The organism is Microbacterium enclense, from assembly GCF_001456955.1.
Taxonomy (GTDB): Bacteria; Actinomycetota; Actinomycetes; order Actinomycetales; family Microbacteriaceae; genus Microbacterium; species Microbacterium enclense.
In genome coordinates, this window is sequence record NZ_KQ758470.1 from 336773 (window position 1) to 361076 (window position 24304).

Sequence of the window (24304 nt, forward strand, 5' to 3'; positions counted from 1 at the left end):
GGAGACACGCATGACCCACATCGCACCGACCCTCGACCAGCCGCACTACGGCGCTCCGCTCGGCGCGGCGGTGCGCCGAGGATTCGCGAAGTACGCCACGTTCCGCGGACGGGCGAGTCGCAGCGAGTACTGGTGGTGGGTGCTGTTCGCGGCCGTCGTCGGCAGCGTGCTGAACGCGCTGCCGACCCTGACCGACGGGGTGCGTCTCGAGACCGACGGATCGCTGACGGTGACGGGTCCGCTCGGGATCATCCTCACGTTCGTCTGGGCGATCTGGGCGGTGGCGACGGTCATCCCGACGCTGGCGGTGCTCGTACGGCGGCTGCACGACACCGGCCGGAGCGGCTGGTGGGTGCTCATCGGGGCCGTGCCGCTCGTCGGCATCCTGATGCTCGTCGTCTTCACGGTGCTCGGGCCTCGACCGGAGGGCGCGCGCTTCGACTGAGGGAGTTCGTTGCGCGAAGCGGCCGAATGATGCCGATATCGTTCACCGTGAGCCCGTCGGGGCTCGCACTCGCCGCGTCGTCGCGGCCCGATGTCTGGGGGAACCGATGACCGATCTGCGCACTGAACCGCCTCTCGACCGGCCGTACTACGGGGCCCCGTTGTCGGCGGCCGTGCGCCGGTTCTTCCGCAAGTACGCGACCTTCAGCGGACGGGCCAGTCGCAGCGAGTACTGGTGGTGGTTTTTGGCGTCGGTCGTCATCACGGGTGTGCTGCAGCTGCCGGCCGTCGCGACGGGCGCGATCGAGATGCAGTCGAACGGCACGTACACGGTCGTCGGCGGCCCGGGTCTGATCTTCGCCGTGCTGTACGTCGTCTGGGGTCTGGGCACGATCATCCCCTCTCTGGCGCTGCTGGTGCGCCGGCTGCACGACACCGATCACAGCGGGTTCTGGGTGTTCATCGCGCTGGTGCCGCTGATCGGCGCGATCGTGCTGTTCGTGTTCACGGTGCTCGGTCCACGGCCGGGCGGGGAGCGGTTCGACCGGTAGGGCGCTCTGCCTCGCGTGCGCCGCCCGCGGCGCGGTGCCTTCGGTCGGGCGACGACGAAGCTGCGCGCGACCCGCGGCGCCATGTGACGTTCGGCGGTCCTCGCGCAGCCGGGGTGTGGGAGGCTGAGGGGGATGACCATCGAGCCTCCCGCCCCGGGCGAACCGCGGCGTCCGCACGGGCCCCGCGACCCCGGCGACGCGTGGGTCGTCGCGCCCACCGGTGAGAAGTACTGGGGTCGCTTCGGCGCCGCCGGCCTTCTCGCCGTGGATGCCGAGCGGGGCGTGCTGCTGCAGCACCGCGTGGCGTGGAGTCACTTCGGCAACACGTGGGCGCTGCCCGGCGGGGCGCGACACGAGGGCGAGTCGGCCCGGGATGGCGCGTTGCGCGAATCGGGCGAAGAGGCGGGTGTGCCGGCGGATGCCGTGCAGGCGCGCTTCGAGAGCGTGCTGGATCTGGGCATCTGGTCGTACTCGACCCTCGTCGCCGACGTGACGGTGCCGTTCGAGCCGGTGATCAGCGATCCCGAGAGCGTCGCACTGGAATGGGTGCCCGTCGACCAGGTCGAGACGCTCCCGCTGCATCCGGGTTTCGCGTCGGCGTGGCCGGCGTTGCGCGCGGCCTTGGACGCCCGGCCGGCGATCCTCGTCGACGTCGCCAACGTCATGGGGTCGGTGCCCGACGGGTGGTGGAAGGACCGCGCCGGTGCCGCCGGACGACTGCTGACGCGCCTGTCGAGCCTGGCGCACGGGGGAGTGGATGCCGCGGAGCTCGGGCTGACGGCGACCCGGTGGTTCCCCTTCGTGGGTGCCGTGCTCGAGGGCGAGGCCCGCGCGGCGGACGTCTCCCACGACCTGGTCGCGGTGTGGCGGGCGTCGGGTTTGGGGGATGACGAGATCGTGCGGGTGGCGCAGAAGCTGGTGGGTTCGTGGAACCCGGTGATCGTCGTCACGAGCGACCGGGAACTCGCCGCGCGTGTCGAGGCGCTGGGCGTGTCGGTGCGCGGGGCGCGGTGGCTGCGGGAGCAGCTGGACTGACGCGAACCGCGCACGTGGGCGTGGCGGCGGCTCCGGGAGCCGCGTGTTCCGGTCCCTTCGACGGGCTCAGGGACCTGACGGGGCGGTGACGTCTCTCGTGTTGTGGGTTCGGTCCCTTCGACGGGCTCAGGGACCTGGGGGGCGAGGAGGCTGAGCATGTCGAAGCCTCCGGAAGCAGCGTCCCCGCTACTCGAGCTCGCGTCCGCGCAGCTTCTCGATCTCACGCCGATCACGCTTGGTGGGGCGCCCGGCGCCGCGGTCACGCACGGGCACGAACGGCATGCTCTCCTTCGACGGCGGCGGGGGAGTGCGGTCATCGACCGATTCGGCGACGAGCGCGGCGCCGACCCGCTTCGCGATGGTCTTCTTCACGACGAGGATGCGATCGAAGCCCTGGATGCGCACACGCAGCTCATCACCGGGCCGCACGGGTTGCGCGGCCTTCGCCCGTTCGCCGTTGACGCGCACATGGCCCGCACGGCACGCGGTCGTCGCCGCCGAGCGCGTCTTGTAGACGCGCACCGCCCACAGCCACGCGTCGACGCGCGCGGTGGTCGTGGCATCCGTCATCTCAGGTCCTTCGGGGGCGAACCTCCATCGTAGAGCGGGCGCCGCGAGGGAGCCGGAGCGGGTTCTCGCGTCGGCTGCGGCCGGGTGAGGGGGAGCGGTCACTCACGCAGCGTGAGGGCGACGAGCGCGCGGTCGGGTTTCGGGCGGGCGACGACGTCGAACCCCGCGTCTTCGAACACCGACACGGTGCCGCGGAACAGCTGATTCGCCGAGCGGTTCGACACGGTGGGGTCGAGGGGATACGCCTCGACCACGCGCGCACCGCCGTCACGGGCCGCAGAGACGGCGGCATCCAGAAGCTGCGTCATCAGGCCCTGACCGCGGTGCTGATCACGCACGACGAAGCACGACACGGCCCAGACATCCTCGGCGTCGAGCGGTTCGGCCGTAGCGGTGGTGACGTCGCGCGTGCGGCCCAGACGGGGCTGCGCGGTGCGGGGGCCGACGCGCACCCACCCGGCGGGTTCGCCGTCGACGTAGGCGATCAGACCCGGGGGACGGATGCCGTCGAACTCGGCGCGGAAGCGCTCCTCGAGCTGATCTCGGCTGTTCTTCTCGAACTCGGCGTTGGTCAGCAGCCACCACTGGCACTGGCACGCGGGGCCGTCGCCGCTGTCGAGTGCCGTCTCGGCGTCGTCGAATCGGTCGCCGGTCGCGGGCAGGATCTCGATCGTCATGTCGCGACCGTAGCGACGGGGTCCGACATCGATCAACGCGTTGCGCGCAGCCGGTCCGGCGCGGAACCCGCCGGTCGAGCACGACCGATCGCGCACGCGCCCGCCCGTGACGCCGGTGTCGCCGCGATGTGCACGCCCTCGCCGACCGCCGCACACGCCCGGGGTGCCGCTGGTTCGCGAGACGCCCGCGGAGCGGCTAAGATAGACGAGTTGCCCGCTCGCGGGTAACGGGATGTGGCGCAGCTTGGTAGCGCACTTGACTGGGGGTCAAGGGGTCGCAGGTTCAAATCCTGTCATCCCGACAGAGAGGGCCGGAATCCTGCGGGATTCCGGCCCTGAGTCGTTTGCGGGCAGGACGACGAGCACGAGGTTCTCGACCGGACGGGCGTTCAGGGCGGGCTCCTGGTTCTGCTCAGCTTCTTCCATGCCGGGGCCTCGTCGCGGGCGTGCCGGTTGTCGAAACGGCCGCGCCGTCGGGGAACGGTGCGCTGCCTCGAGGACTCCATCAGCGGCGTGAGAGAAGCCGTCGCGCGATGGCGCGTTGCGGCAGACTGGGGGGCGTGCCGAGGCCTGAGAGTGTGCTGCAGAACCATATCGGTGACGTCGAGTTCCCCGTGCGGCGGCGGCGGCGCTACGCCGCGGCTCTCGACGCCGCTCGACGGGAGGATCAGAAGGCCCTCGGCCGACGGGCTCTCGGGCTGACACTCTTCGCGGGCCCCCTCGGACTCATCGCCTTCCTCGTGGCGCTGACCGTGTATCCGCAGGGCACGGAGTTCTCCAACCCGTTCGTCGTCTTCGTCGGCGGACTCATGGTGGGGCTGCTCGTCGGCGTCGTCTTCTTCGCCATCCGCGACGCGGGCGCGCCGCTGAGGGCGCAACGCCAGTACATCGCGCTGAGCGGGCGGCAACCGCTCACGCTGCGCCAGCAGCAGATCCTCGCCCTCGACGCCTCCAGCGACCTCTCTTTCCGGGGCTGGAACTCCTCCCTCGCGTTCGCGCCCACGTACATCGAACTCCCTGAGGAGGTGCGACAGCGTCACCTCGACGGGCAGAAGGGCGGGCCCTGGGTGGCCTTGCCCGTCCTGCCCGTGTCCGCTTATCGCGCGGCGCTGGATGAGCAGTTCAAGATCGCCTCCCGTACCGACGCCGAAGTGCTCGCAGCCGACGCGCGCGCCGTGGGGCTCTGGTCTCAGCGCTTTGCAGCTGTCGCGTCCAGCCCCGACGGCGAGGCGATGATGTCGCGCGTGGCGGCGCTCACGGGAGTCGACGTGTTCGACCTCATCGAACTGACCCACCCGACCGACGACGCTCCCGCCACACTCCTCCTCGCCGGTGACACCGAACGCGCGATCGGCGCTCTGAGATACGCCTACGCCAGCGGCTACCTCACCGCCGAGCACACGTGGCAGCTGCTCGAACCCCTCGCCGACCGCGTCTTCGCGACGTACACCGGGTGGGATGCGTACTGGCGCGACGTGCTCATCGCGACCGCCTTCCGGACTGATTCGCTCGACGCCGTTCAGCAACAACGCGACAACCTCCGTCACCTCGCCGCCTCCGACTGGCCCGCCGGTTCCCTCCCCTTCCCGCGCGTCGATTCACCGCGCCGGGCGGTGCCGCGCGACACCGCGTAGCCGCCCCGGTCGTCAGCGCTTCGGCGCGCATGGGGTCGCCGAGGCGTGAATCAGCAGGTCGTCCGCGCCCGCTCGCGCATCGTCAGCAGTGACGCCTGCGGCGCCCGGCGACCGGTCAACAGGAACCGTAGGCCGGGCGTGAGGTTGACCAGCTCGTACGCCAGAGCGGAGAGAGCGAAGGCCGCGACCACCGTCACGGCCCACCCGGCGAGGCCGAACACGCCGAGGGTGAAGAGGCCGACGGCCAGCGCCAGGATGATCGGCTGGTGCACGATGTAGACGACGAGCGACGCGTCGACGAGCCAGCGGATGACGCGGCGGGGCCGGTCGAGCAGACGACTCGCGATGCCCACGGCGACGACCGCGGCGGTCAGACCGACGGTGGTGCTCGCCACCGAGCGGACGACGGCGCCGATCGCGGAATCGGGTGCCGACACGACGAGGAGCGAGGCGGTGATCGCGACGAGGGCGAAGGCGACGGTCGCCACGCGGGCGGTGATCAGGGCGAGAAGGGCTCGGCGGCATCCGAGGAGCACTCCCACGGCGAACGCCGGGGCGAATGACAGGAGGTCTCTCGAGACCAGACCGTTCAGCACCTCTTCGAGTTGCAGAACCCTCCACACGGCACGTCCGAACAGAACGCACGCCGCTGCGCTCAGCAGCACGACGGCGGTCGTGAGGGCGGGGCGGCGGCGTACGGCATCCACGATGAAATCACCGCAACGGCCGAGAACCGGGCGCAGCGGGCTCGCCACGGCCATCGCCAGGACGGCGCAGTACAGGAGCAGATCGAGCAGGAACCACAGGTGCAGAACCCACCAGTCGCTCGGCGCGGCAGCCAGGCGCCCGACGAACCACCAGGTCTGCGGCCACGTGCCGTAGCGGAAGAGGCCGACGAGGATCCATTGAAGGGGCACGGTGAGGATCATCCCGGCGATGAGCGGCATGCCGAGGCGGGCGAGTCGTCCGCGGAACCAGGGACCGGGTCCGCGTCGGCGGATGACGAGCCCGGCGAAGAAACCCGCGACGAGGAAGAACGCCGGCATGCGCCACGCATGGAGGAAATCGGCCATCGCGGCGAGCGCTGGGGCGTCGACCGGCGACGAGACGAGCCATCCGCCGCCGGAGAACGCGAGCGCGGCGTGGAAGGGGATGCCGAGAAGCATCAGTCCCGCACGGAGGCCGTCGAGGTGATCGATGCGGCCGGGGGTCATGTCATCGAGCGTATCCGCGCGGTCTGCCGCGCCCTCGGGCGCCGCTCCTCGCGGGGGCGTGAGGTGGATGACACGCTCACATCACCTGATCGTCCTGCGCGAGCGCTGAGTGGGCGTGGGAGCAGAAGCCGGGGTGACCGGCCGCGCGGGACGTCCGTCGCGTCACCACGATCTCGCATCGCGGCTCCGACATCTCTCCCTGTGCGCCGTACGCGCAGAGCATCGGACGGTCGAGACGCTCCTGCGCCCGACGCACGAGTTTTCCTAATGCCGGCTCGCCGATGAGCATCGTCGTCCCCCTGATTTCGAGGTGACCAGGAGCCCCCACCTGGTCACCTTCGGGACAACTATCACCCACCTCTCCTCGCGGAGGGGCGAATTAGGTAGTTACTGCGGGGGGAATCACGCAACCACCCACTCGGCGCATCATGCACCCGCGCGCGTGGCCGCGCGGTCGGCGTGACCGAGCACGCGGTCCGGTGCGATGCGGTCGCGCACCCGGCGCTTGAGCTCGACGATGTCGGGAAAGCCGCCGTCCGTCCTCCTCGACCACACGCGCTCGTCGTCGGCGTAGACCTCGAAGATGCCGCCGGTGCCCGGCATGAGGGTGGCGCCCCCGCCCATGAGCTCGTCCTGGAACGTGGTGAGCAGCTCCTGCGCGATCCAGGCGGCGCGCAGCATCCACGCGCACTGCGTGCAGTAGACGACTCGAATGGTGTGCGGCATCCGGAATCTCCCCTCGCGGCACGCGCGGACACGCGTGAAGCGATTGTAGAAGCCGAGCGCGGCGCTACGGGGTGGGCGCGTATTCCGGACACAGGTGGATGCCGGAGATCACGACCACCGCGCTCGCCTCCGGTTCCGACAGCCCCGCGTCTTTCAGGGAGTCGAACATCTCCTTCGGGGTCATCGCCTCGTCGAACCCCTTGCAGACGGCGCGACCGAGATCGATCCAAAGCTGGGGTGAGGAGAAGTCGGTCGTCCGCAGCTGCTGGCGGAGGGCGCTCAGATAGGCCGATTCTTGAGCGAAGGCCTCTGCAGCCCGGGACTCGGCGACGGCCGTCGGCGTCGGAGACGCGGCGGAGCGGCCGACGGGGAGCGCCCCGCAGCCGGTGAGACTCGCGGTCAGCAGGAACGTCGCGGCGACGGCGCCGATCTTCCTCATGGGGCGAGCGTAGGCCTGCGCGCGCCGCGAAGCGAGGGGGCCGGCCGAGCGGCGCGGCGCATCATCAGCTCCGCGGCCGCAGCGACGCGATGAAGTCGAGCTTGTCGAGCACCGGATCGGGGATGACGAAGGGGTAGAGATCGGCCTTGCCCATCGACCGGTTCACCATGTTGAGCGCGGTGGACAGAGGCATCCACGTGTCGGTCACGAACGCGCGGAACGTGGGGGAGTCCTCGGGGCCGGCGGTGCGCGCCAGCCCGTAGATGTGGGCGGTCTCGACCGTGTCGGTCATGTGGAGGAAGTGCGCCCAGGTCTCGGCGAAGTCCTCGTACGGGTGCATGGTCGCGTAGGTCGAGATGTAGCGCTCGGGCCAGTCGGCCGGCGGTCCCTCGGAGTAGTGGCGGTCGATCTCGGCCTGGTAATCGGCGGTCTCGTCGCCGAAGAGGCGGCGTGCCTCGGCGAGGCGGTCGGTGCCCTCGACGAGACGCCACTCCATGTAGTGCCCCACCTCGTGGCGGAAGTGTCCGAGCATCGTGCGGTACGGCTCGCCGAGCTGCTCCTGCACGCGCACGCGGTACGCGTCGTCGCTCTCGGCGAGGTCGATGGTGATGACACCGTCGGCGTGACCGATCGTGACGTCCTCGGCGACGCTCGACAGCAGGTCGAAGCAGAGGCCGCGCTCGGGATCTTCGGCCTTGCCCACGACGTCGAACCCGAGCCGATCGAGATCGACCAGCAGCCATCGTTTCGCGCGTTCGGCGACCGGGAATTGCGACAGGCCCTTGGCATCCGCATCGTTGGGTCGCACGCGGGTGAGATCGCACGCTTCGCACTGCCCGCCCTCGAAGCGCGCGAGCCAGGTGCACCCCGACAGGTTGAGGTTGCGGCACACGTGCCAGATGAGGCCCGCGGCATCCGTGTACCGTCCGTTTCCGTCGACGGGGACGATTTCGCGCTCCGCGCGCGAGTAGCCGAGACCCGTACCGCACGAGAGGCAGACGGAGTTCTCGAAGTACAGGACATTCGCGCAGACGCGGCACCGGAACGATTTCATCCGGCGATCCTGCCAGAGCGTCGAGGTGCGCCCGGTCGGGGTTGCGCCGGCGGTGAGCGGGCTGCCGACCACGCGGCCGGCGAGGAGCCGGCTCTCAGCCCGCACGCCGGTGGCAACCGGACCTTCACCCCGCCCGTCCGTGCGACAGGTCGGGGTGTTCCCGGTCTCAGGCGTGGAAGGCGGCGCCCTTCACGATGCGATCGACGGCGTTGCGGGGCCCGCGCAGCGCGATGCCGACGAGGTCCAGGTCGGCGGCGGCCACGGCGGCCACGGCGGCCCGGTTCGCGGCATCGTGCGAGGTGCCGAACAATTCGCGCGTGTAGACGGCGAGTGCGATGTCGTCGCGGGCCGCCGCTTTTATCCGCATGCCCGCGAGCATCGCTGAATCGGCCGTGAGGACCATCACGGGTTGACGCAGCATGGGCAGGTAGACGGTGCCGTCGGCGTCGCGGTAGGGCTCGCCGACGAGGTCGGGAGCGCTGGTGGCGATACCCGAGGCGACGAACGCGGTGACGTTCAGTTCCTGCCAGGCGGCGAGGCCGTCAGCGAGGACGACGACCACCTTCGTGTCGAAGGAAGGAGCAGCGGGGGTCTGGGCATCTGTCATGCCTCCAGCATCGGCTCGCGGCATCCGCCGGTCTTGTACGTTTCTTGCATGGATGACCGGGTGCGCGCGTGGCACCCTCGCGTGCCGATGCTGCGCGAGGTCTATCACGCGAGCTTCGCGCACACGTATCCGCTGCATACCCACGACGACTGGGCCGTCATGCTCGTCGACCGCGGTGCCGTCACCTATGCGCTCGACGGTGCGGAGCACCAGGCGACGCCCGCGGCGCTGACGCTGCTGCCTCCGGGGGTCGCGCACGACGGTCGTCCGGCGATCACCGGTTCGGGCTACCGCAAGCAGGTGCTCTACCTGCAGAACGCGTGGCTGCCCGACGACCTGACCGGCCGCATCGCGCACCGTCCGACTCTGAGCGACCCGGTTTCGAGCACGGCCGCCAGGAGGGTGCACGCGGCACTCGCGCACCCGGGCGACGAGATGGCCGCTGAGCATTGGCTGCTCGTGGTGCGCGACGCGGTGTACCGTCACGCGGAAACCGCGCGGCCCGCGCCCCGTGACGTCCCCCTCGCGCGCCGCCTACGCGACGTGCTCGACGACCGGTTCGCTGAATCGTTCACGATCGCCGAGATCGCCCGACAGCTCGGCGCGCACCCGAGCCACCTCGTGCGAGTTTTCTCGCAGACCTACGGCATCGCCCCCCACCGCTACCTCGTGGGGCGTCGCGTCGACGCCGCGCGTCGACTGCTCGTGGATGGATGCCGCCCGGCCGACGCCGCCGCGCGCACGGGCTTTCACGACCAAGCGCATCTCACCCGGCACTTCCGGCGGGTATGGGGTGCGACGCCCGGCGCGTTCGCAGCCGGTCGCTGAGGGTGCCGGTCGAACCGTCGCCATACCCGCCCCGCCTACCGGGGCGCGGGGTCGTTGAGCAGGGAGATCTCGCGCACATCGAAGAGGCCGCGCCGGGCGCGGACCATCGACACGCCGCGCCCGCGTAGCACGTCGGCGAGTTCGGGGGTCAGCGGCCCTTCGGACGCCTTCTGCCAGCCGGTCTGAAGGGTGTAGGTGTGTGTCACTTTTCGGGGTCGGGACATGAGCACCTCCGAACCGAAACGTATCCAAAGGAATGGCTCCCGTTCCGAGAACTTCCCCAAGCGTCATCGGGGGTGCCCTCCCGCGTAACGCGGGCGGGTGGAGACGGTCGCCCGGGCCGCAGCCTCATCCCGGTGCCTCCCACGTAACGCGGGCACCCCCACCGATCACGGCGCGGCGGCGTCCCGCGGGGTTCCTTGTCGATGAGACCGCTCGCCCGACCCGGCCGCCGGATAATGGCGGCATGACCACGGCCCGCATCGTCGTCCTCTTCGCGCTCGCCGCCGTCGCCGAGATCGGCGGCGCGTGGCTCATCTGGCAGGCGGTGCGCGAGAACCGGGGGTGGTGGCTCGCGCTGCTCGGCATCCTGGCCCTCGGTGCCTACGGCTTCATCGCCGCGCTGCAGCCCGACGCGCATTTCGGACGGGTGCTCGCCGCGTACGGGGGCGTGTTCGTCGCGGGGTCGCTGGCGTGGGGCATCGTGGTCGACGGGTTCCGCCCCACGATGTGGGACTACATCGGATCGGCCGTGGCCCTGGTGGGGGCAGGGATCATCGTGCTCGCCCCGTCAACGCCTGTGTCGGAATAAGCGCCCCGCGTACGCTGACGACCATGACGAACGTTCCGGGGGATGCGAACCGGTTGCGCGCGGTGATCGCGAAGATCGACACCGACAATCCGCTCAAGGTGCCCTTCAGCTTCAATCAGGGGCACATCAGCCCACGCCTGGACCGCCTCGAGGCGAAGCTGGCCTACATGGCGGAGTACATCGCGTACCTGGAACAGCGGATCGAAAGCCTAGAAGAGCAAGTAGTTAGCTAGGCGAGATATCTCCGTGTGTCAAGCGGCGTGCCCATCGCCGTGTGCTCCGCCACACTCGTGACATGAAGAACGAGAACGCGCCTCACGAGGGCCTCGCCGACGACTTCGCCGCCACCGAGACCGAACGGCCCTTCGGGTCGTACCTGTCGGTCATCAACGGCGGGCTGTAGCCGTCCGAACCTCCTCGTGAGGTTCATCACGACAGGGTCGGATGCCGCAAGGCTCCGGCCCTTCGTCGTGCGTGGGCCGCGACGGATCCGGGTGGTCATCCCGCCCCGCCGTAGCATGAGAGATCCACCCGCGACCGAGACGAGACAACACCCGTGCCCGAGCTGAGCAAAGACACCACCCTGTGCATCTCGTTGTCGGGGCGCCCGTCGAACATCGGCACGCGCTTCCACAACTTCCTCTACGCCGAGCTCGGCATCGACTTCGTCTACAAGGCCTTCACCACCACCGACATCGCCGCGGCGATCGGGGGAGTGCGAGCGCTCGGCATTCGGGGCTGCTCCGTGTCGATGCCGTTCAAAGAGGCCGTGATCCCGCTCGTCGATCGCATCGAAGCGTCGGCCGCGGCGATCGGCTCCATCAACACGATCGTGAACGACCACGGGGTGCTCACCGCGTCGAACACCGATTACGAAGCCATCGCGAGCCTGATCGAGAGCCACCGGCTCGACCCCGCGGCATCCGTTCTCGTGCGCGGGTCGGGCGGCATGGCCAAGGCCGTCGTCGCCGCCTTCCACGGAGCGGGCTTCACCGACATCACCGTCGTGGCCCGCAACGCCGAGGCGGGCCCCGCGCTCGCCGCGACGTACGACGCGCGGTGGGTGGCCGACGATCCCGGGCCCGGCGCCGACATCATCGTCAACGTCACGCCGCTGGGCATGGACGGAGCGGATGCCGAGACTCTGGCGTTCTCGCCCGCGCACATCGCCGCGGCCGGAACCGTGTTCGACGTCGTCGCATTTCCCGCCGAGACGCCGCTCATCCGTGCCGCGCGCGCCGCGGGAAAGCCGGTGATCAGCGGTGCGGAGGTGATCGCCCTGCAGGCCGCGGGCCAGTTCGCGAGGTACACGGGAGTCACTCCCACTGCGGAGCAGGTGCAGCGCGCGTCCGCGCACTCCCGGGTCTGACACCGAAACCGCGTGGGCCGGGCCCTCTGCCGGTTCCTCACCGCCCGGGCCGGGGCTTCGCGGCCGGTCCCCCCGCCGCTCGGCCGGGGCTTTGCGGCCGGTCCCCTCGCCGCTCGGCCGGGGCTTCGCGGCCGGTCCCCTCGCCGCTCGGCCGGCTGCTCTCTCGCCGGTCACTCCACGGCTCGGGCCGGAAGCCTCCCCGCCGGTCACTCCACCGCTTTGTCGGCCCCGCGGGCGCGGATCTCTTCCAGGTCGAGGCCGGCCAGGATCTTGCGCGCCACGAGATCGTCGATGGTGCCTTCGCGTCGCAGGCGCAGCAGCACTTCGCGCTTGCGGTCGAGGATGGCGAGGCGCAATCGCTGCGCCTCCTTGTGGCGCAGCAGCGGCGAACGCTGGGTGACGTCGATGTCGTCGCTGACCGCGATCATCTCGAGCGGGCCCGACGCGAAAGGCCCGTCACCCGTGCCGGACGGCACGCTCGTCGGTGACCCGGACGCCGTGTTCGCGGACGCCGGCTTCGGGCCGGAGCGAGCGTCGTCTTCGGCGGCCCCGGGCGGTACGGGGCCCATCGTCGAGGGGGCGTCGTCGTCGAGCGACGCGTCGAGCTCGGCCAGGTCGCGTTCTTCCGCGGCGCGCTGACGGGCGACCGCCCGGGCGTTGGCCAGCTCGAGTCGCTCATAACCCTCGCGTCGCGCACGGTCGCGGACGCGGTCGCTCACACCGTGCTCGGCTGCGAGGTCGTCGAGCGAGGCCAGGGCGGCACCCGAGATCGCCCGCTCGGCGAGCTCGTACTCCTCGACCGCGGCGTCGTCGCTCGGCAGCTTCGCCCACCGGATGACCACGGGCAGCAGCGGGCCCTGCACCAGCAGGGTCAGCACGATGACGCCCGCCGTGACGAACACGACGGCATCCCGACCCGGCACGGGTTCGCCGGCGGCGGTCACCGTCGGCACCGACAGAGCGATCGCCAGCGACACGGCCCCACGGAAACCCGCCACCGTGCTCACCACGCGCGACCGGTGCCGGAGAGATCTCGACGAGCCGGCGGGCGGCCGCGAGAACGGCGAGAACAGCCACTGGAAGAGGTAGCGCACCACTCCCAGCGCGAGCCAGGCCGCCACCGTGACGAGCAGCAGGATGCCGATCTCGGAGGGTGAGATCTCGTGCAGCACGAGCTGCACCTCGAGGCCGATCAGCACGAAGAGCGCGCCGTTGAGCAGGTAGACGCCGAAGGGCCACGTGGCATCCGCCGCCCGCCGGGAGATCGCGGTCGTGATGCGCGGCGACACCCACGCCACGATGAGACCGGCGAACACGACGGCCAGGACGCCCGACGCCTCGATCAGTTCGGCGATGAGGAACGCGACGAACGGAACGAGCACCAGGGTCAGATTGATCGTGAGGGTCGACTGCATGCGACGCAGTGCGAAGAAGGCCAGCACGGCGACGGCGATGCCGGCGGCGGCGCCGCCGAGGTACGACAGCAGCACCATGCCGGTGATCTGCAGCGGCGTGATCTGGTCGCCGAGCAGGAGCGCCACGGCGATGGCGTAGAGCACGAGCGCCGTGCCGTCGTTGGTGAGGCTCTCGGCCTTCAGCTTCATGAACGTCTTGGCGGGGAGCAGGCGGCCGAGCGCGGCGACGGCGGTGGCGTCGGGTGGGGCGACGGCGGCGCCCAGCACGAGCGCGGCTTCCCACGGGACGCCCATCCAGGTCGCGACGCCCGCGACGGCGAAGGCGGATGCCACGACCAGCAGCGTGCTCATCGGGATGATGTAGCGCAGCGACCGACGTACCGAACGCAACGACGTCGTCCACGCCTCGCGGAAGAGCATGACGGGCAGGAACAGCAGCAGCACGGTCTCGGGCGGCAGCTCGATGGCGCGCAGTTCCGGAATGAAGCCGAGCGCGAGGCCGATGACGAGGAGAACGAGCGGCGTCGCCACACGCAGACGCGGTGCGAGCACCGTGCCCACGAGCATGGCCAGGCCCAACAGAACCGTGATCTCGAGTCCCTGCATGCGTCCCGCCTTTCGCCGCGCCCCTCACCTCAGCGTAGAGAGGGGGTCGGACATTCCCGGGGGATCACGCGTGCGACGTCGTGCGGTACTGCCGCCACGCTTCGCCGAGCCGGGTCAGCCCCTCGTCGAGGAGCGAGGAGGTGATGGGGATGCGGATGTGGTCGTCGGTGTCGACGTCCGATGAGAACTGCGTCGACCCGGCCACCGAGACGCCGAAAGCGGCGGCGTGGCGTGCGAAGACGGAGGCGGAGCCCGTCGGCATCCGCGCCCAGATGCACAAGCCTCCCCGGGGAGGTCGCCACTGCCACTCGGGCAGGTGCGCGCGTACGAGGGTCCCCGCGAGGACGGCGGCCGCCCGGTGGGAGACGGCGGCGTCGCGGCGGAGCGCGGGTGCTTCGGCGAGCAGGTCGAGCGCGAGCAGCTGAGCGGGCACGCTCGTCGAGAGGTCGCTCACCTGACGAAGGCCGCGCAGTCGTCGCACGAGTACCGGGTCTGCGCGCATCCATCCCACCCGCAGCCCCTCCCATGCCCATTTCGACAGCGACTCGACGACGACGATGGGCGCATCCGGGCGCAGCGCGGCCAGCGACGGGGGAGTGCGTCCGTCGAACGAGATGTGGGCGAGCACGCGGTCCTCGACCACGGTGACGCCGTGTTCCGCAGCGAGATCGGCGATCCGCTGCCGCACGCGCGGAGGCGTCTGCAGCCCGGTGGGATTGTGGTTGTGCGGATTCAGGACGATGAGAACGGGCCGACGGATGACGATCGCCGCTTCGAGTTCGTCGACGTCGACTCCGTCGGGGGTCAGGCGGATGCCGTGCACCCGGCCTCCGCGTCGCCGCACGGCATCCGTGAGTCCGGGCCAGCTCACGTCCTCGGTCAGAACCGTGTCGCCGGGCGCGACGAGTTCGTCGACAAGGAGGCTCAGCGCCTGCTGACCGCCGTGCGTGACGAGGATCTGCGCGGCTGTCGTACGCGTGCCGTCATCGGTCATCGTCCGCGCGATGAGATCTCGCAGGGCGGGGAGTCCCGCGGGGTCCGCTTCGACCGTGGTCGCGTCGAGCACGGGTCGGTGCCGATGCACGATCTCGACGGCGCGAGGTGCGATCGCCGGCACCGCGCGGAGCAGGTCGATGTTCGACGACAGCGACGCGTACAACGCCTCGCCGCGGCCGGCGGCTTGCCGAGGCGTGGCCGGTGCCGTGCCCGCAACGCGCGTTCCACTGCCCTGCCGGCGGTCCAGGATGCCGTCGTCGTACAACCGTGCGTAGGCGCTGACGACCGTGCCACGCGAGACGGCGACGGTGGCGGCGAGCGTGCGCTCCGAGGGCAACCGGTCGCCGCCTCGCAGTTCGCCATCGCGGACGAGGCGGGCGATGCCGTCGGCGAGGCTCGCCGCCAGGGTCGCGTCCGTGCTCGCCCACTTCCCCAGGCGCTCGGAGAGGCGTTCGGCCGAGACGATGGCCGTGCGGTGGTCCACCAGGCCGGAAGTGGCTCTGTCGACGAGGGTCATACCCCCCGATTCTGGGCCAATGACCCGATCGATCTCGCCCCAGTCCCCGTTCTTCGGTCCACTCGCCCCCTATTGGACCATCACCCGTCTTCTCGAGTGGGTGGCCTCCGACGACGCTCACTGCCATGACGAGCGTCTGTCGGACGTGATGGATGCCGCGGCGCAGGCGCTCGGCGCGCAGCCGGCGGGGCCGGCGATCGGTGTCGTCGCGCGCGTCCGGCTGCTCGCATCGCGGGTGGCGGCGGATGCCGCGGCGGGCGAGCGCACGCTGAGCAGTGTGATCGCGGCGCGCGGGGAGTCGGGTTGGGGAGCGGTGCCGGTGCCGGTGCCGATGGAAGTGTCGGCGGCTTCGGCTTCGGCTTCGGCTTCGGCTTCGGCCTCGCCGACGCGGACGCCGGCGGCGACGTCTTCGAGGGCCGGGGGCGGGGCGTTGGTGGGCGCGTGAGGCGGTGAGCCGTCCCGCGTCGTCGGAGCCCGGACCAGGGCCCGATGTCGGAGCCCCTCGCTAGCGTGGAATTATGCAGATCACGACTCCGCAGGGCGACCGGCCGAAGCCGGATCTTTCGTCCTGGGGTGTGCCGTGGCCGAGTGCCGACGACCTCCAGCGAGACGCCGATACGGCGTGGGCCGTCGAGGTCGGCTTCGCCGACCCGGGTGCCTTCGGTGTCGACATGGTCGCTGATCTCGACCCGGGTGCTTTCGATGTCGACACGGTCGCCTTTCCCGAGCCGGCGGGGTCGGACGCCGCGATGCCGGGGCAGCTGCTCGACGAGTTGGAGCGTCAGGTGCGAGAACGTCACCGTGCGACGGCTGCGGAGTATCGGCTCATTCGGCTCCTGCTCGATCGGGCGGCGCCCGATCCGGTGCCGTGGGTGGGTCCCGACCCGACCCTCGACCTGGCATGGAGCGATACGCGCGGCCGAACCGTCGCTGCCGTGCGACGCGACCGACGCGACGTCGCCGAGCGTGCGGCGATCGCCGAGATCGCGACGCGGCTACGCCTGTCGGAGCAGACCGTGCGAGCGCGTGCCGCCCGGGCTGAGGTGCTGCAGACGCGCTGCCCCGATGTGTGGGGCGCGTTCTCGGAGGGGAACATCTCCGAGCGTCACGCCGTCGAGGCCGCGCGGTTGGCGACCTCGCTTCCCGACGCGGAGGACACACCTGTTGCGGAACCGGTCGCTTCGCCGGACGAGGCCGGGCTCATCGCGGGCGACGTGGAGCCCGCGGACGACGACGGCGATGCGGGCGACCACGGGTCGCCCTCGAACTCCGCCGCAGCCGAGATGGAGTGCGACTCTCCACCCAGCGAGCACGCGTCGTGGCGCGTGTTCGACGAGGGTGCGCTCGACCGCGCGATCCGGCTGCCTCCCGCACGCTTCGCCGTCGCCGCGCGCTCGCTGCGAGATGAAAGGGTCCTGACGGGCGAGAGCGCCGCTCGCCGTCGCCGCGTGCCTCAGCTGGCGGTGCGAGAACCTCACCCCTTCGACGGCAGCCCCACCTTCGCCTCGCCGCGTGCCTCAGCTTGCCGGTGCGGGAACCTCACCCCTCCGCCGGCAGTCCCACCTTCGCCTTCGCCCACGAGCGTCCCCGAGTGTCTTTGAGGATGTCGTACTCGACATCGACATGCGGCTCGATCGCGCTGTACTTGTCGTTCGGTGCGCCGATGACCAGCTGGAACCCGAGGCCGCGCCACGCGCCGATCGCGCGCTTGGTGAAGTGCGCGTCGGCCTTGATGAGCGCCTCGTCGAGGAACACGGGGGCGTACCGCGGCCGCTCCGCCCCGGCATCCCCCAGCTGATAGCGCAGGGCCGCACCGACGATGAAGGCGATCAACTCCTGAGACTCGCCGCCGGACTTCTCGCCGATGTGGTCGTAGAGGGCGACGTGCTCGCCGGTGCCGGCGCGGAAGCGCTCGGCGCTCACCCGCACGTGATTGCGCACGTCGACGAGGTCGGCGTAATCGGGCGCGGTCGGCCGGATCCGCCCGATCAGCCTCGCCATGCGCCCGTAGACCGCCTCGCGTTCCTCGTCGGAGGAGGCCGCGTCGATCGCCGCTCGCACGTCCCGCAGCTCGCGCCGGAACCGGCGCCGCACCTCCGACTGGTTCTCGCGCGGCACGATCTGCAGCCGGTGCTCGTCGTCGTAGAACGGCAGGTCCTGCATGATGTCGTTGATCGGCGCGATGCGCTCGCGGATCTCACGAAGCGCCCGCGTGAGCGCCGAGTCGAGGCTCGTGAGGTCGTTGCCCGACAGGCGCAGCAGCGAATCGCGCCACTCCGCCTCGAGCTCGTGCAGACCGCTGGCTTCGAGGTCGGCGAGGATCCTCTCGAAGTCCCCGAGCGACTCGTCGGGGTCTGCGAGCAGGTTGGGGCTCGGCCACCGATCGGTGAACGCGGTCAGCGTGCGCCGCAGGCTCTCGCGCTGGTCGGCGAAGGTCTCCTGCGCCGCACGCTGCTCCTCGAGCAGACGCTTCGACGCCGATTCCAGTGCGGCGTCGAAGCGCGAAAGCAGCTGCGAGGGCGAGGCGTCGTCAGACGGCGCGACGAACAGTCCGTCGAGGTACGCGGCTTCCTCCGCCGAGAGCACGAGGTCGGCGTCTTCCGCCCGTTCGATGCGCTCGTTGGCGGCGTCGACGTCGTCCGTGATCTCCGCCCACCGCGCCGCGAGCGCCTGCTGCTCGGTCTTGGCCCCGCCGATCTCCTCGCGCAGCCGCGCGGCGCGAGAACGCGTCCCCGAGATCTGTTCCTGCAGCTCCGCGATGCGTGGATTTCCCGCGGTGATCTCGACGATCGTCTCGTTCCAGCGTTCGAGATCGCGCAGAACGGATGCCGTGTCCACCTGCCCCCATGACAGGTCCGCGATCTTCTCGAAGGCGCTGCGCCGCTCATCGAACGCATCCAGGGCGGCCCCTGCCTCATCCACCGCGGCCTTGGCCGTGGCGAGGTCGCGACGCACGGTCACGATCTGCTCGCCGAGCTCGGTCAGACGCACGCGAGACGAGAAGCCGAGCACGCTGTGCCGGGTCGAGCCGCCGTGCGCGCCGCGCGAGCCCTGGCTGGTCTGGCCCGAGATGGTCAGCGCCAGGCGATGAACGGCCAGCTCGGCGGGCGAATCCACACACACGAACGCGAACTGCTGCTCGAGCCGGTCCTGCAGCCAGCCGGTGAAGGGGGAGCGGCGGTACTCCAGACGGCCCGGCAGCGCCGCCGGATCCAGCCCGGTGCGCTCGGGGAGTCCCGTCGACACGCCCTCGAACCGCAGGCGCTCCGACAGCCGCACGCCGTCGATCGCGGAACGGAAGGATGCCAGGTGCGCGGCATCCACGAGCAGCGTCGTCGCGAAACCGCCGAGCGCGAGCGTGAACGCCCCGCGCCACGGCTCGAACTCGGTGCGCACGTCGACGAGTTCGGCGACGAACGGCAGCTCGGCGGCCGTCAGCCCCGCGGCCTCGGCCAGCGCCTCGCGCGCCTCGTGCAAGCGCGGGGGGATGTTGTCGTCGCGTGTCTGCGTGCGCCGGTGCTCGGTCTCGAGCGCGGCGAGCTGCCGGCGCAGGTCGGTGTGCGTGCTGCTCGCGGCGACGAACGCGTCGCGCACCGCGGTCTTGGCATCCGCGTCGGCAAGCGTTCGGCGGGCCTCGGCGACGAGAGCGTCGAACTGCTTCGCCGAGGAGACCTCGACCGACAACACGCTCACGGCCGTCTCGAACCGCTCGCGATCGCGTCGCATGCCGGCGAGCCGCTGCTCGAGCGCGCGCAGCTCGCGCTGCGCCGCGTCGAGCCGGTCGCCGCCGGCCGCGCGCAGCACGTCACCGAGCCCCTCGCGTTCAGCCTCGGCGGCGTCGGCGAGGGCCTGTCGCTCGCGCACGAGCGCGTCGGTGGCGTGCGTACGCTCGCGCAGTTCGTCTTCGACGGCGCCGAGCAGGTCGACCCGCCGCTGCGCCCGCCACAGCGACGCGCGCGATTCGGGGTCGCCGAAGCGCCCCAGCTCGTCCAGCAGACGCAGCCGCTCCGACGCCTCGTCGATGCGCGCCTTCATCGTGCGGATCGGCTGCAGCGCCCGCACCTGCTGGCGCGCCTCGAGCATGCGCGTGCGCGTGGACTCGAGCCCGTCGAAGTGCGACACGACGGCCTCGGCCACCGCCAGCGTCTCGGGCTCCTCGAGCACCATGCGCTTGTAGAGGTCGTCGACGGTGGTGATCTGCTGCCCGGCCTGGATGCGCGCGAGCAGGCTCATCGCCTTCGTGCCCGCCCCCGCCGCACCGATGCCGAGCACCGCGTGCAGGCGGGCCGAGAACTCGCGGTCGGTCGCGAGGGTCTCGAGCCCCGTCGCCCGCACCGCCGAGTCCGCCAGGTGACTCTGCGCCGCCGTCTCCAACGAACGCAGGTCGAAGGCGCCGTGCACGGTGGCGCGCACCTTGACGGCGTCGTCGAGGGTGCGTGCCGCGGCCGGGATGTACCAGGCCCGCACCGCCGTGAACCGGGCGCCGTCGTGGTCGGCCCAGGTCATCGCGATCGCCGTCCACGTGTCGACGCCGTCGCCGCGCAACACCCGCACCTTCGTGCCCTCGTCGGTGCGCGATTCGTCAAGCTTGCCGCGGCCGTACGACAGGATGTTGCGCTGCTCCTGCCCACGCGGACGCCCCACGACCGCGCCGTTCGACGCGCCGTTGAAGGGGGTCGTGTGCGGCATCATCAGCGCGACGTACGCGTCCATCAGCGTCGATTTGCCCGACCCCGATCCGCCGCACAGCAGCGTCGCGGTCGGCGCGAACCGCACGCGGTGGGTGCCGTCGTATCCGCCCCAGTTGATCAGCTGCAGGTCTTCGGCCACCCACTGCTGTCCGCGGGAGGCGGCGGGGATGAGCCCGAAGAGGGTCTCGAGCATGGTCATGGGAGAACTCCCTCGGGGGTGTCGGCGGCGGGGGAGGACTCGGTCTGCTCGTCGAGCCAGCGCTGCAGGTCTCGCAGCACATCCGCGCTCAGCACGACCTCGATGAGCGGCCCGATGCGGTAGCGCCCCTCGGACTCCTCCTCGATGATGCCCTCGCGATCCAGGCGCGCGATCGCCGTGCGCACGGCGCGCTGCTGGCTGGCGCGCGTGCCGTCGGACTCGGCGAAGTAGGTGAGCACGGTCTGCTCGACCTCTTCGACATCGACGCGAGCGGATGCCGTGCCGGCGGTCGTCTCGCGCTGGAACACGGTCCGCAGGTAGACGAGCACGAGCGTCTCGGCGCGCGAGTACGCCTCGTCCTTCAGCAGGATCGGCACGTCGACCTCGTCGCTGCGCACCTGTTCCTTGTAGGCGACGCCCCGTGCGTGGTCGACGACGAGCCGCACGAACAAGTCGTTCAGGCGAGACTCGATCATCTGCTGGTGCTCCAGCAGCAGCTTCCACTCGGCGGGGGAGTTCTCGGCCAGCAGGAACCGCCGCTGCAAGATGCGTACGAGCACCCGTCGCACCTCGGCGTCGAGCGTGCCGCGGTCGCCCGCGAACAGGGCGTCGGGGTCGTTCTCCATCGCGACCGGGGAGATGAAGACGGGGGTCGACGGTTCCCGGGTGTCGTCGACGTCCGCACCGGTTCCGGCCGCGGGCGCTGCCGGGGTCTCCACGTCACTCATCGGCATCCTGTTCTGTGAGGTTTCCTGCTCTGACCGCCCCGAAAGCGAACCGGCGCGTCGTACCGTCGGGACGCACGGCCTCGACGATCGAGACGTCGTCGGTCTCGGTCAAGCCGCCGCGATGCACGATCTCGAGCAGGCCCACGAGGTCGACGGGGCGGCGGGTCTCGGCATCCGCTCCCGAGAAGGCCTCGGCGAGGTCGAAGCCGTCGCCCAGACGCGCCACGTACGCCTCGAGCTCGGCGTAGTGCGGCCCGCCCCACGCGCGCGTGTCGACGCCCGCGAACTCGACGTCGTCTGCTCCGGATGCCAGGGGCTCGGGCGCTCCGGCAGGTCGGATGTCGCTGATCGACTGGCGCAGGTGCCCCACATCGGCGAGCGGCAGGGTGCGCACCGGCTCGACGCGACCGGGGGAGCGGGTCTGGCTCCAGCGGTGCAGGCCGGCCATCACGCCGCGCAGCAGGTCGTCGACGTGGCGGTCGCGGATCGGGTCGTGCGTACGCACCTGCGCGGTGATGACGTGCGAGGCGCGCCGTTGGGCCGTGAGCACCTCCTGCACACCCGCTTCGACGCGGCGGGCGATGGCATCCAGCTCTCCGCGCTGCTCCTGGGTCATCAGGCGCGAGAAGGGCTGGGTGAGCACGGCGTGCAGCTGATCGGTGAGGTCGTCGATGTTCTCGGGGTCGCCGATCAGGCGCAGGGCGCCCTGGAACGCCCGGCCCTCGGGCGTCGCCTGCATCACCTGTCGACCGCGTTCCAGATACTCCCGCAGCACCTCGCCGGTGGGGCGCACGTCGCGGCGCAGCTCGGCGACCACGTCGCGCTGCATCGCGGCGATCGATTCCGCGACGCGCGAGAAGTCGGCCGGGAGCTCCCGGGCGAGATGGATGACGTTCTCGGCCTCTTCGAGCAGGTGGTCGTCGTCGAGCGGCTCGACGATCCCCTCATCGAGCGCGGCGAGCTCGGCATCGAGTGCCGCACGCTCTTCGAGCAGGGCCTCGCGTCGGCGGGTGGGATCGCTCTCGGCGTCGCGGGCGAGACGATCGACCGCGTCGAGCAGCGTGCGCACGCGCGATCGTGACACCCTCGCACGCCCCCCACCGGCGCGACCGGCGATCTCGAGCGCGCCGACCGCGTGCGCCGAGAGACGGTACACCTCGACGTCGTCCTCGATCTGCAGGCCGAGCCAGCCCACCCGCACCCAGCCGCGACAGATGTCACGCGCGGAGCCGGCGGGGATGCGGCGATCGTCGTCGGTGTCGTACCCCGCGGTGCGCAGCTCGTCGATCGCCTCGGCGACCTCGACGTGCGCGTCGGCGACCGCCACGGCGGGACGGTCGGGTGAGAACACCACCGACAGCACGGCCACGACGAAGGGCGCGAACCGGCCGTGCAACAGATCGAGCGTGGGGTTCTTGAACGCCGTGACCGAGCGCAGATAGGCGGCTTCGGCTCGGGTGCGGGTCACTGGCTGGAGTCTACCGGCGGTGTCTGCCTCCCACGATTCGACGAGGCGTCGGCTGCGGTCGGCCCCGGTCTCCCCGCTTCGCACAGCGCACCGCGCCTCGGGGCGAGGTCACGGGTGAATTCTGCTGGCAGGCGACCGTCATGCCGCCCGCGGGACGTTCCGCGCGGAGACGGCGGGGGGATGCCATCCGTCGGCCTCTCACCCCGCGTCCGGCCCGCGGGGGAGTGGCGATCGCGGACCCGCTGGGCGGCATCCTCGCGAGACGTCGTCTGCCCCGCGAAGCACCCGGCGCGGTCGGCACAGAAAGGACGGACGTTCCGTGTCCCCCGCCGCACACCTCCCGCGTCCGCCGGTCCCCCGGACGTCTGTCGCATCGCGTGCGTCGCCCGTACCGGCCGGGGCGCCGGCCCCCGGTCCCGCCCGTCGGACTTTCCTGCACGCCGCTGCCTGGTCGGTCCCGGCCATCGCCCTCGTCTCCGCCTCGCCGGCGGCGGCCGTCTCGGGCCCCGCGTTGACCTTTTCGTCGGCGTCCTACGCCGGCGTCGCGTGCGCCGCGATCGTCGATGCCGTCGTGCGCCTCGCCGACGGCACCGAGGTCGTCGCCGGGGCCACCGTGGTGCTGCAGCTGGCTGGGGGCTATACCTTCGACGCGGGCGCCGTCACCGCCACGGTCGTGACCGGCGGCGACGGCACGGCGTCCTGCGGCGCGATCCACGTGCCCGCCGGCGGCGCGGCCGGCAGCATCGCCGCCACCGCGTCGGGTGCCACCGGGGCCACCGCGACGCTCACCGCGTTCGACGCGCGACTGCTGGCATCCCCGCGGGGACTGTCGGATGCCGACCTCATCCCGGTCGGCGCGACACCGGTCGCTCTCGACCTGTATCTGTCGGCGGGCGCGCTGTACCGCTCGGGCGTCGGCGCTGTCGCAACGGGAATCGACGCGGTGGGGGCGCTCGCCCCCTCGGCGGACGACGCGTCCGCCTTCCTGCTGCCGCTGCGTCTCGGCGACGGCAGCGCAGCGGTCTTCGACACCGTCTCGAACACGACGAGCACCATCGGCGGCATCCCCTCGGATGCGACGCCGGTCGCCGCAGACCTGTTCCTCTCCGATTCGACGCTCTACCGTGGGGGCGCCGTCGTCGCCTCCGACGTCGATGCCTGCGGGCAGCTGATCGAGCACGACGCCGACGCGGCGGCACGTCTGTATCTGCCGTACCGCGCGACCGACGGAACCCCGCGGCTGCTGCGCCTGCCCGACGGCGACACGCGGACCGCCTTCGAGTACGGCACCGCCGGCGGTCCGCCCGCGGGTGCCACGCCGGTCGCCGACGACCTCTTCATCGCCGCCGGCGCCCTTCATCGCGTCAGTTGGGACGGCACCTCGGCCTTCGGCGCCGGCGTCGTGGCATCCGGGATCGTCTCGTGGGGTGCCCTCACCCCCAACCCGGTCTACGCCGGCGAGCGCCTGCTGCCGGTCATCACCACGGCGGGGGAGGCCGCGGTGTTCATGGTGTCGGGCAACACCCTGCGCCTCGCACGATCCGTGCCCGCGGGAGCGGCGGCGGTGGGGGCCGACCTTTTCCGCGTCGGCTCGACGATCCATCAGGACGGTGTCGGTCTGGTGGCGTCCGACGTCACCGCCGTCGGCGACGCGTCACCGGCGTCGCGCGGCGGATCGCGAGTGGTGGTGCCCCTCGGTTCGGCGGTGGCGTCGTGCTGAACGAA

24 protein-coding genes and 1 tRNA gene are annotated in these 24304 nt (G+C 71.2%); 12 read left to right on the forward strand and 13 right to left on the reverse strand.

The annotated features are described in order from the left end of the window. Nucleotides 1-10: 10 nt before the first annotated feature. The 3 genes from AS029_RS09465 (at nt 11) to AS029_RS09475 (ending at nt 2030) form a co-directional block, all read left to right on the forward strand. Entirely contained in the window at nt 11-445 is a 435-nt protein-coding gene (locus tag AS029_RS09465) for a DUF805 domain-containing protein (protein ID WP_058232335.1), read from the forward strand. 106 nt (nt 446-551) lie between these two features. Continuing rightward, nucleotides 552-995: a DUF805 domain-containing protein gene (locus AS029_RS09470; RefSeq protein WP_058232336.1), complete on the forward strand. Its 444-nt coding sequence runs from the start codon at nt 552-554 to the stop codon at nt 993-995. A gap of 132 nt (nt 996-1127) precedes the next feature. Then, complete coding sequence (locus tag AS029_RS09475; RefSeq protein ID WP_058232337.1) at nt 1128-2030, forward strand: NUDIX domain-containing protein; 903 nt, start codon at nt 1128-1130, stop codon at nt 2028-2030. Nucleotides 2031-2216: 186 nt separating this feature from the next. Here AS029_RS09475 and AS029_RS09480 read toward each other — a convergent pair whose 3' ends face one another. Both AS029_RS09480 and AS029_RS09485 read right to left on the reverse strand, forming a co-directional pair. Continuing rightward, on the reverse strand, nt 2217-2600 hold the full coding sequence (locus tag AS029_RS09480) for an RNA-binding S4 domain-containing protein (RefSeq protein WP_058232338.1): 384 nt from the start codon (nt 2598-2600) through the stop codon (nt 2217-2219). Nucleotides 2601-2698: 98 nt separating this feature from the next. Next, entirely contained in the window at nt 2699-3277 is a 579-nt protein-coding gene (locus AS029_RS09485) for a GNAT family N-acetyltransferase (protein ID WP_058232485.1), read from the reverse strand. A gap of 228 nt (nt 3278-3505) precedes the next feature. On the opposite strand from AS029_RS09485, the gene AS029_RS09490 reads away from it, so the two are divergent. Next, nucleotides 3506-3579: transfer RNA gene (locus tag AS029_RS09490), tRNA-Pro, on the forward strand. Between the two features lie 258 nt (nt 3580-3837). Continuing rightward, on the forward strand, nt 3838-4911 hold the full coding sequence (locus AS029_RS09495) for a DUF1266 domain-containing protein (protein WP_228375918.1): 1074 nt from the start codon (nt 3838-3840) through the stop codon (nt 4909-4911). 50 nt (nt 4912-4961) lie between these two features. Here the strand turns inward: AS029_RS09495 and AS029_RS09500 are convergent, their stop codons facing one another. The 5 genes from AS029_RS09500 to AS029_RS09525 form a co-directional block, all read right to left on the reverse strand. Next, nucleotides 4962-6125, reverse strand: a complete 1164-nt coding sequence (locus AS029_RS09500; protein ID WP_058232340.1) for an acyltransferase family protein — start codon at nt 6123-6125, stop codon at nt 4962-4964. A 426-nt stretch (nt 6126-6551) separates the two neighbouring features. After that, nucleotides 6552-6851 carry an Rdx family protein gene (locus tag AS029_RS09510; RefSeq protein WP_058232342.1) on the reverse strand — a complete coding sequence of 100 codons (300 nt, stop codon included), beginning with the start codon at nt 6849-6851 and terminating at the stop codon, nt 6552-6554. 64 nt (nt 6852-6915) lie between these two features. Next, complete coding sequence (locus AS029_RS09515) at nt 6916-7290, reverse strand: DUF732 domain-containing protein (protein WP_058232343.1); 375 nt, start codon at nt 7288-7290, stop codon at nt 6916-6918. A gap of 64 nt (nt 7291-7354) precedes the next feature. Next, nucleotides 7355-8344 (reverse strand): zinc-binding metallopeptidase family protein, encoded by a 990-nt coding sequence (locus AS029_RS09520; RefSeq protein WP_058232486.1) that lies wholly within the window; start codon nt 8342-8344, stop codon nt 7355-7357. A 166-nt stretch (nt 8345-8510) separates the two neighbouring features. Continuing rightward, nucleotides 8511-8951 carry a DUF2000 domain-containing protein gene (locus tag AS029_RS09525; RefSeq protein ID WP_058232344.1) on the reverse strand — a complete coding sequence of 147 codons (441 nt, stop codon included), beginning with the start codon at nt 8949-8951 and terminating at the stop codon, nt 8511-8513. 48 nt (nt 8952-8999) lie between these two features. Here AS029_RS09525 and AS029_RS09530 point away from each other — a divergent pair, with 48 nt between their 5' ends. Then, nucleotides 9000-9779 carry a helix-turn-helix transcriptional regulator gene (locus tag AS029_RS09530; protein ID WP_058232345.1) on the forward strand — a complete coding sequence of 260 codons (780 nt, stop codon included), beginning with the start codon at nt 9000-9002 and terminating at the stop codon, nt 9777-9779. A gap of 35 nt (nt 9780-9814) precedes the next feature. Here AS029_RS09530 and AS029_RS16925 read toward each other — a convergent pair whose 3' ends face one another. Then, the gene (locus tag AS029_RS16925) at nt 9815-10003 is read right to left on the reverse strand and encodes a hypothetical protein (RefSeq protein ID WP_074615901.1); all 189 of its coding nucleotides are present in this window, start codon (nt 10001-10003) and stop codon (nt 9815-9817) included. Nucleotides 10004-10245: 242 nt separating this feature from the next. Here AS029_RS16925 and AS029_RS09535 point away from each other — a divergent pair, with 242 nt between their 5' ends. The 3 genes from AS029_RS09535 (at nt 10246) to AS029_RS09545 (ending at nt 11959) form a co-directional block, all read left to right on the forward strand. Next, on the forward strand, nt 10246-10590 hold the full coding sequence (locus tag AS029_RS09535) for a YnfA family protein (protein WP_058232346.1): 345 nt from the start codon (nt 10246-10248) through the stop codon (nt 10588-10590). Nucleotides 10591-10613: 23 nt separating this feature from the next. Next, nucleotides 10614-10823: a hypothetical protein gene (locus AS029_RS09540; RefSeq protein ID WP_058232347.1), complete on the forward strand. Its 210-nt coding sequence runs from the start codon at nt 10614-10616 to the stop codon at nt 10821-10823. 323 nt (nt 10824-11146) lie between these two features. Next, on the forward strand, nt 11147-11959 hold the full coding sequence (locus AS029_RS09545) for a shikimate 5-dehydrogenase (RefSeq protein ID WP_058232348.1): 813 nt from the start codon (nt 11147-11149) through the stop codon (nt 11957-11959). A 206-nt stretch (nt 11960-12165) separates the two neighbouring features. Here AS029_RS09545 and AS029_RS09550 read toward each other — a convergent pair whose 3' ends face one another. Together AS029_RS09550 and AS029_RS09555 are read right to left on the reverse strand one after the other, a co-directional pair. After that, entirely contained in the window at nt 12166-13980 is a 1815-nt protein-coding gene (locus tag AS029_RS09550) for a Na+/H+ antiporter (protein WP_058232349.1), read from the reverse strand. A gap of 64 nt (nt 13981-14044) precedes the next feature. Continuing rightward, a complete protein-coding gene (locus AS029_RS09555) occupies nt 14045-15493 on the reverse strand; it encodes an aminotransferase-like domain-containing protein (RefSeq protein ID WP_058232350.1) in 1449 nt (482 codons plus the stop codon). Nucleotides 15494-15512: 19 nt separating this feature from the next. Here AS029_RS09555 and AS029_RS09560 point away from each other — a divergent pair, with 19 nt between their 5' ends. Next, nucleotides 15513-15938, forward strand: a complete 426-nt coding sequence (locus tag AS029_RS09560) for a hypothetical protein (RefSeq protein WP_058232351.1) — start codon at nt 15513-15515, stop codon at nt 15936-15938. A 73-nt stretch (nt 15939-16011) separates the two neighbouring features. Next, on the forward strand, nt 16012-17094 hold the full coding sequence (locus tag AS029_RS17605) for a DUF222 domain-containing protein (protein WP_058232352.1): 1083 nt from the start codon (nt 16012-16014) through the stop codon (nt 17092-17094). Here the strand turns inward: AS029_RS17605 and AS029_RS09570 are convergent. The 3 genes from AS029_RS09570 to AS029_RS09580 are packed head-to-tail and all read right to left on the reverse strand — an operon-like array spanning nt 17033 to nt 22579. Continuing rightward, nucleotides 17033-20383, reverse strand: coding sequence for an ATP-binding protein (locus AS029_RS09570; protein WP_058232353.1), 3351 nt, complete (start codon nt 20381-20383; stop codon nt 17033-17035). The genes AS029_RS17605 and AS029_RS09570 overlap by 62 nt on opposite strands. Then, a complete protein-coding gene (locus AS029_RS09575) occupies nt 20380-21117 on the reverse strand; it encodes a DUF4194 domain-containing protein (protein WP_414683039.1) in 738 nt (245 codons plus the stop codon). The genes AS029_RS09570 and AS029_RS09575 overlap by 4 nt, the downstream gene beginning before the upstream one ends. Further along, nucleotides 21104-22579: a DUF3375 domain-containing protein gene (locus tag AS029_RS09580; RefSeq protein WP_058232354.1), complete on the reverse strand. Its 1476-nt coding sequence runs from the start codon at nt 22577-22579 to the stop codon at nt 21104-21106. The genes AS029_RS09575 and AS029_RS09580 overlap by 14 nt, the downstream gene beginning before the upstream one ends. A 511-nt stretch (nt 22580-23090) precedes the next feature. On the opposite strand from AS029_RS09580, the gene AS029_RS09585 reads away from it, so the two are divergent. After that, complete coding sequence (locus tag AS029_RS09585) at nt 23091-24299, forward strand: hypothetical protein (RefSeq protein WP_139168074.1); 1209 nt, start codon at nt 23091-23093, stop codon at nt 24297-24299. Nucleotides 24300-24304 lie beyond the last annotated feature (5 nt).

Bases quoted from the DNA above. Each gene is read 5' to 3' on its own strand.
- AS029_RS09480 (WP_058232338.1), bottom strand. From the start codon at position 2,600: ATGACGGATGCCACGACCACCGCGCGCGTCGACGCGTGGCTGTGGGCG.
- AS029_RS09515 (WP_058232343.1), bottom strand. From the start codon at position 7,290: ATGAGGAAGATCGGCGCCGTCGCCGCGACGTTCCTGCTGACCGCGAGT.
- AS029_RS09475 (WP_058232337.1), top strand. From the start codon at position 1,128: ATGACCATCGAGCCTCCCGCCCCGGGCGAACCGCGGCGTCCGCACGGG.
- AS029_RS09500 (WP_058232340.1), bottom strand. From the start codon at position 6,125: ATGACCCCCGGCCGCATCGATCACCTCGACGGCCTCCGTGCGGGACTG.
- AS029_RS09550 (WP_058232349.1), bottom strand. From the start codon at position 13,980: ATGCAGGGACTCGAGATCACGGTTCTGTTGGGCCTGGCCATGCTCGTG.
- AS029_RS09540 (WP_058232347.1), top strand. From the start codon at position 10,614: ATGACGAACGTTCCGGGGGATGCGAACCGGTTGCGCGCGGTGATCGCG.
- AS029_RS09510 (WP_058232342.1), bottom strand. From the start codon at position 6,851: ATGCCGCACACCATTCGAGTCGTCTACTGCACGCAGTGCGCGTGGATG.
- AS029_RS09485 (WP_058232485.1), bottom strand. From the start codon at position 3,277: ATGACGATCGAGATCCTGCCCGCGACCGGCGACCGATTCGACGACGCC.
- AS029_RS09525 (WP_058232344.1), bottom strand. From the start codon at position 8,951: ATGACAGATGCCCAGACCCCCGCTGCTCCTTCCTTCGACACGAAGGTG.
- AS029_RS09520 (WP_058232486.1), bottom strand. From the start codon at position 8,344: ATGAAATCGTTCCGGTGCCGCGTCTGCGCGAATGTCCTGTACTTCGAG.
- AS029_RS09465 (WP_058232335.1), top strand. From the start codon at position 11: ATGACCCACATCGCACCGACCCTCGACCAGCCGCACTACGGCGCTCCG.
- AS029_RS09530 (WP_058232345.1), top strand. From the start codon at position 9,000: ATGGATGACCGGGTGCGCGCGTGGCACCCTCGCGTGCCGATGCTGCGC.
- AS029_RS09535 (WP_058232346.1), top strand. From the start codon at position 10,246: ATGACCACGGCCCGCATCGTCGTCCTCTTCGCGCTCGCCGCCGTCGCC.
- AS029_RS17605 (WP_058232352.1), top strand. From the start codon at position 16,012: ATGCAGATCACGACTCCGCAGGGCGACCGGCCGAAGCCGGATCTTTCG.
- AS029_RS09555 (WP_058232350.1), bottom strand. From the start codon at position 15,493: ATGACCCTCGTCGACAGAGCCACTTCCGGCCTGGTGGACCACCGCACG.
- AS029_RS09560 (WP_058232351.1), top strand. From the start codon at position 15,513: ATGACCCGATCGATCTCGCCCCAGTCCCCGTTCTTCGGTCCACTCGCC.
- AS029_RS16925 (WP_074615901.1), bottom strand. From the start codon at position 10,003: ATGTCCCGACCCCGAAAAGTGACACACACCTACACCCTTCAGACCGGC.
- AS029_RS09570 (WP_058232353.1), bottom strand. From the start codon at position 20,383: ATGACCATGCTCGAGACCCTCTTCGGGCTCATCCCCGCCGCCTCCCGC.
- AS029_RS09470 (WP_058232336.1), top strand. From the start codon at position 552: ATGACCGATCTGCGCACTGAACCGCCTCTCGACCGGCCGTACTACGGG.
- AS029_RS09575 (WP_414683039.1), bottom strand. From the start codon at position 21,117: ATGCCGATGAGTGACGTGGAGACCCCGGCAGCGCCCGCGGCCGGAACC.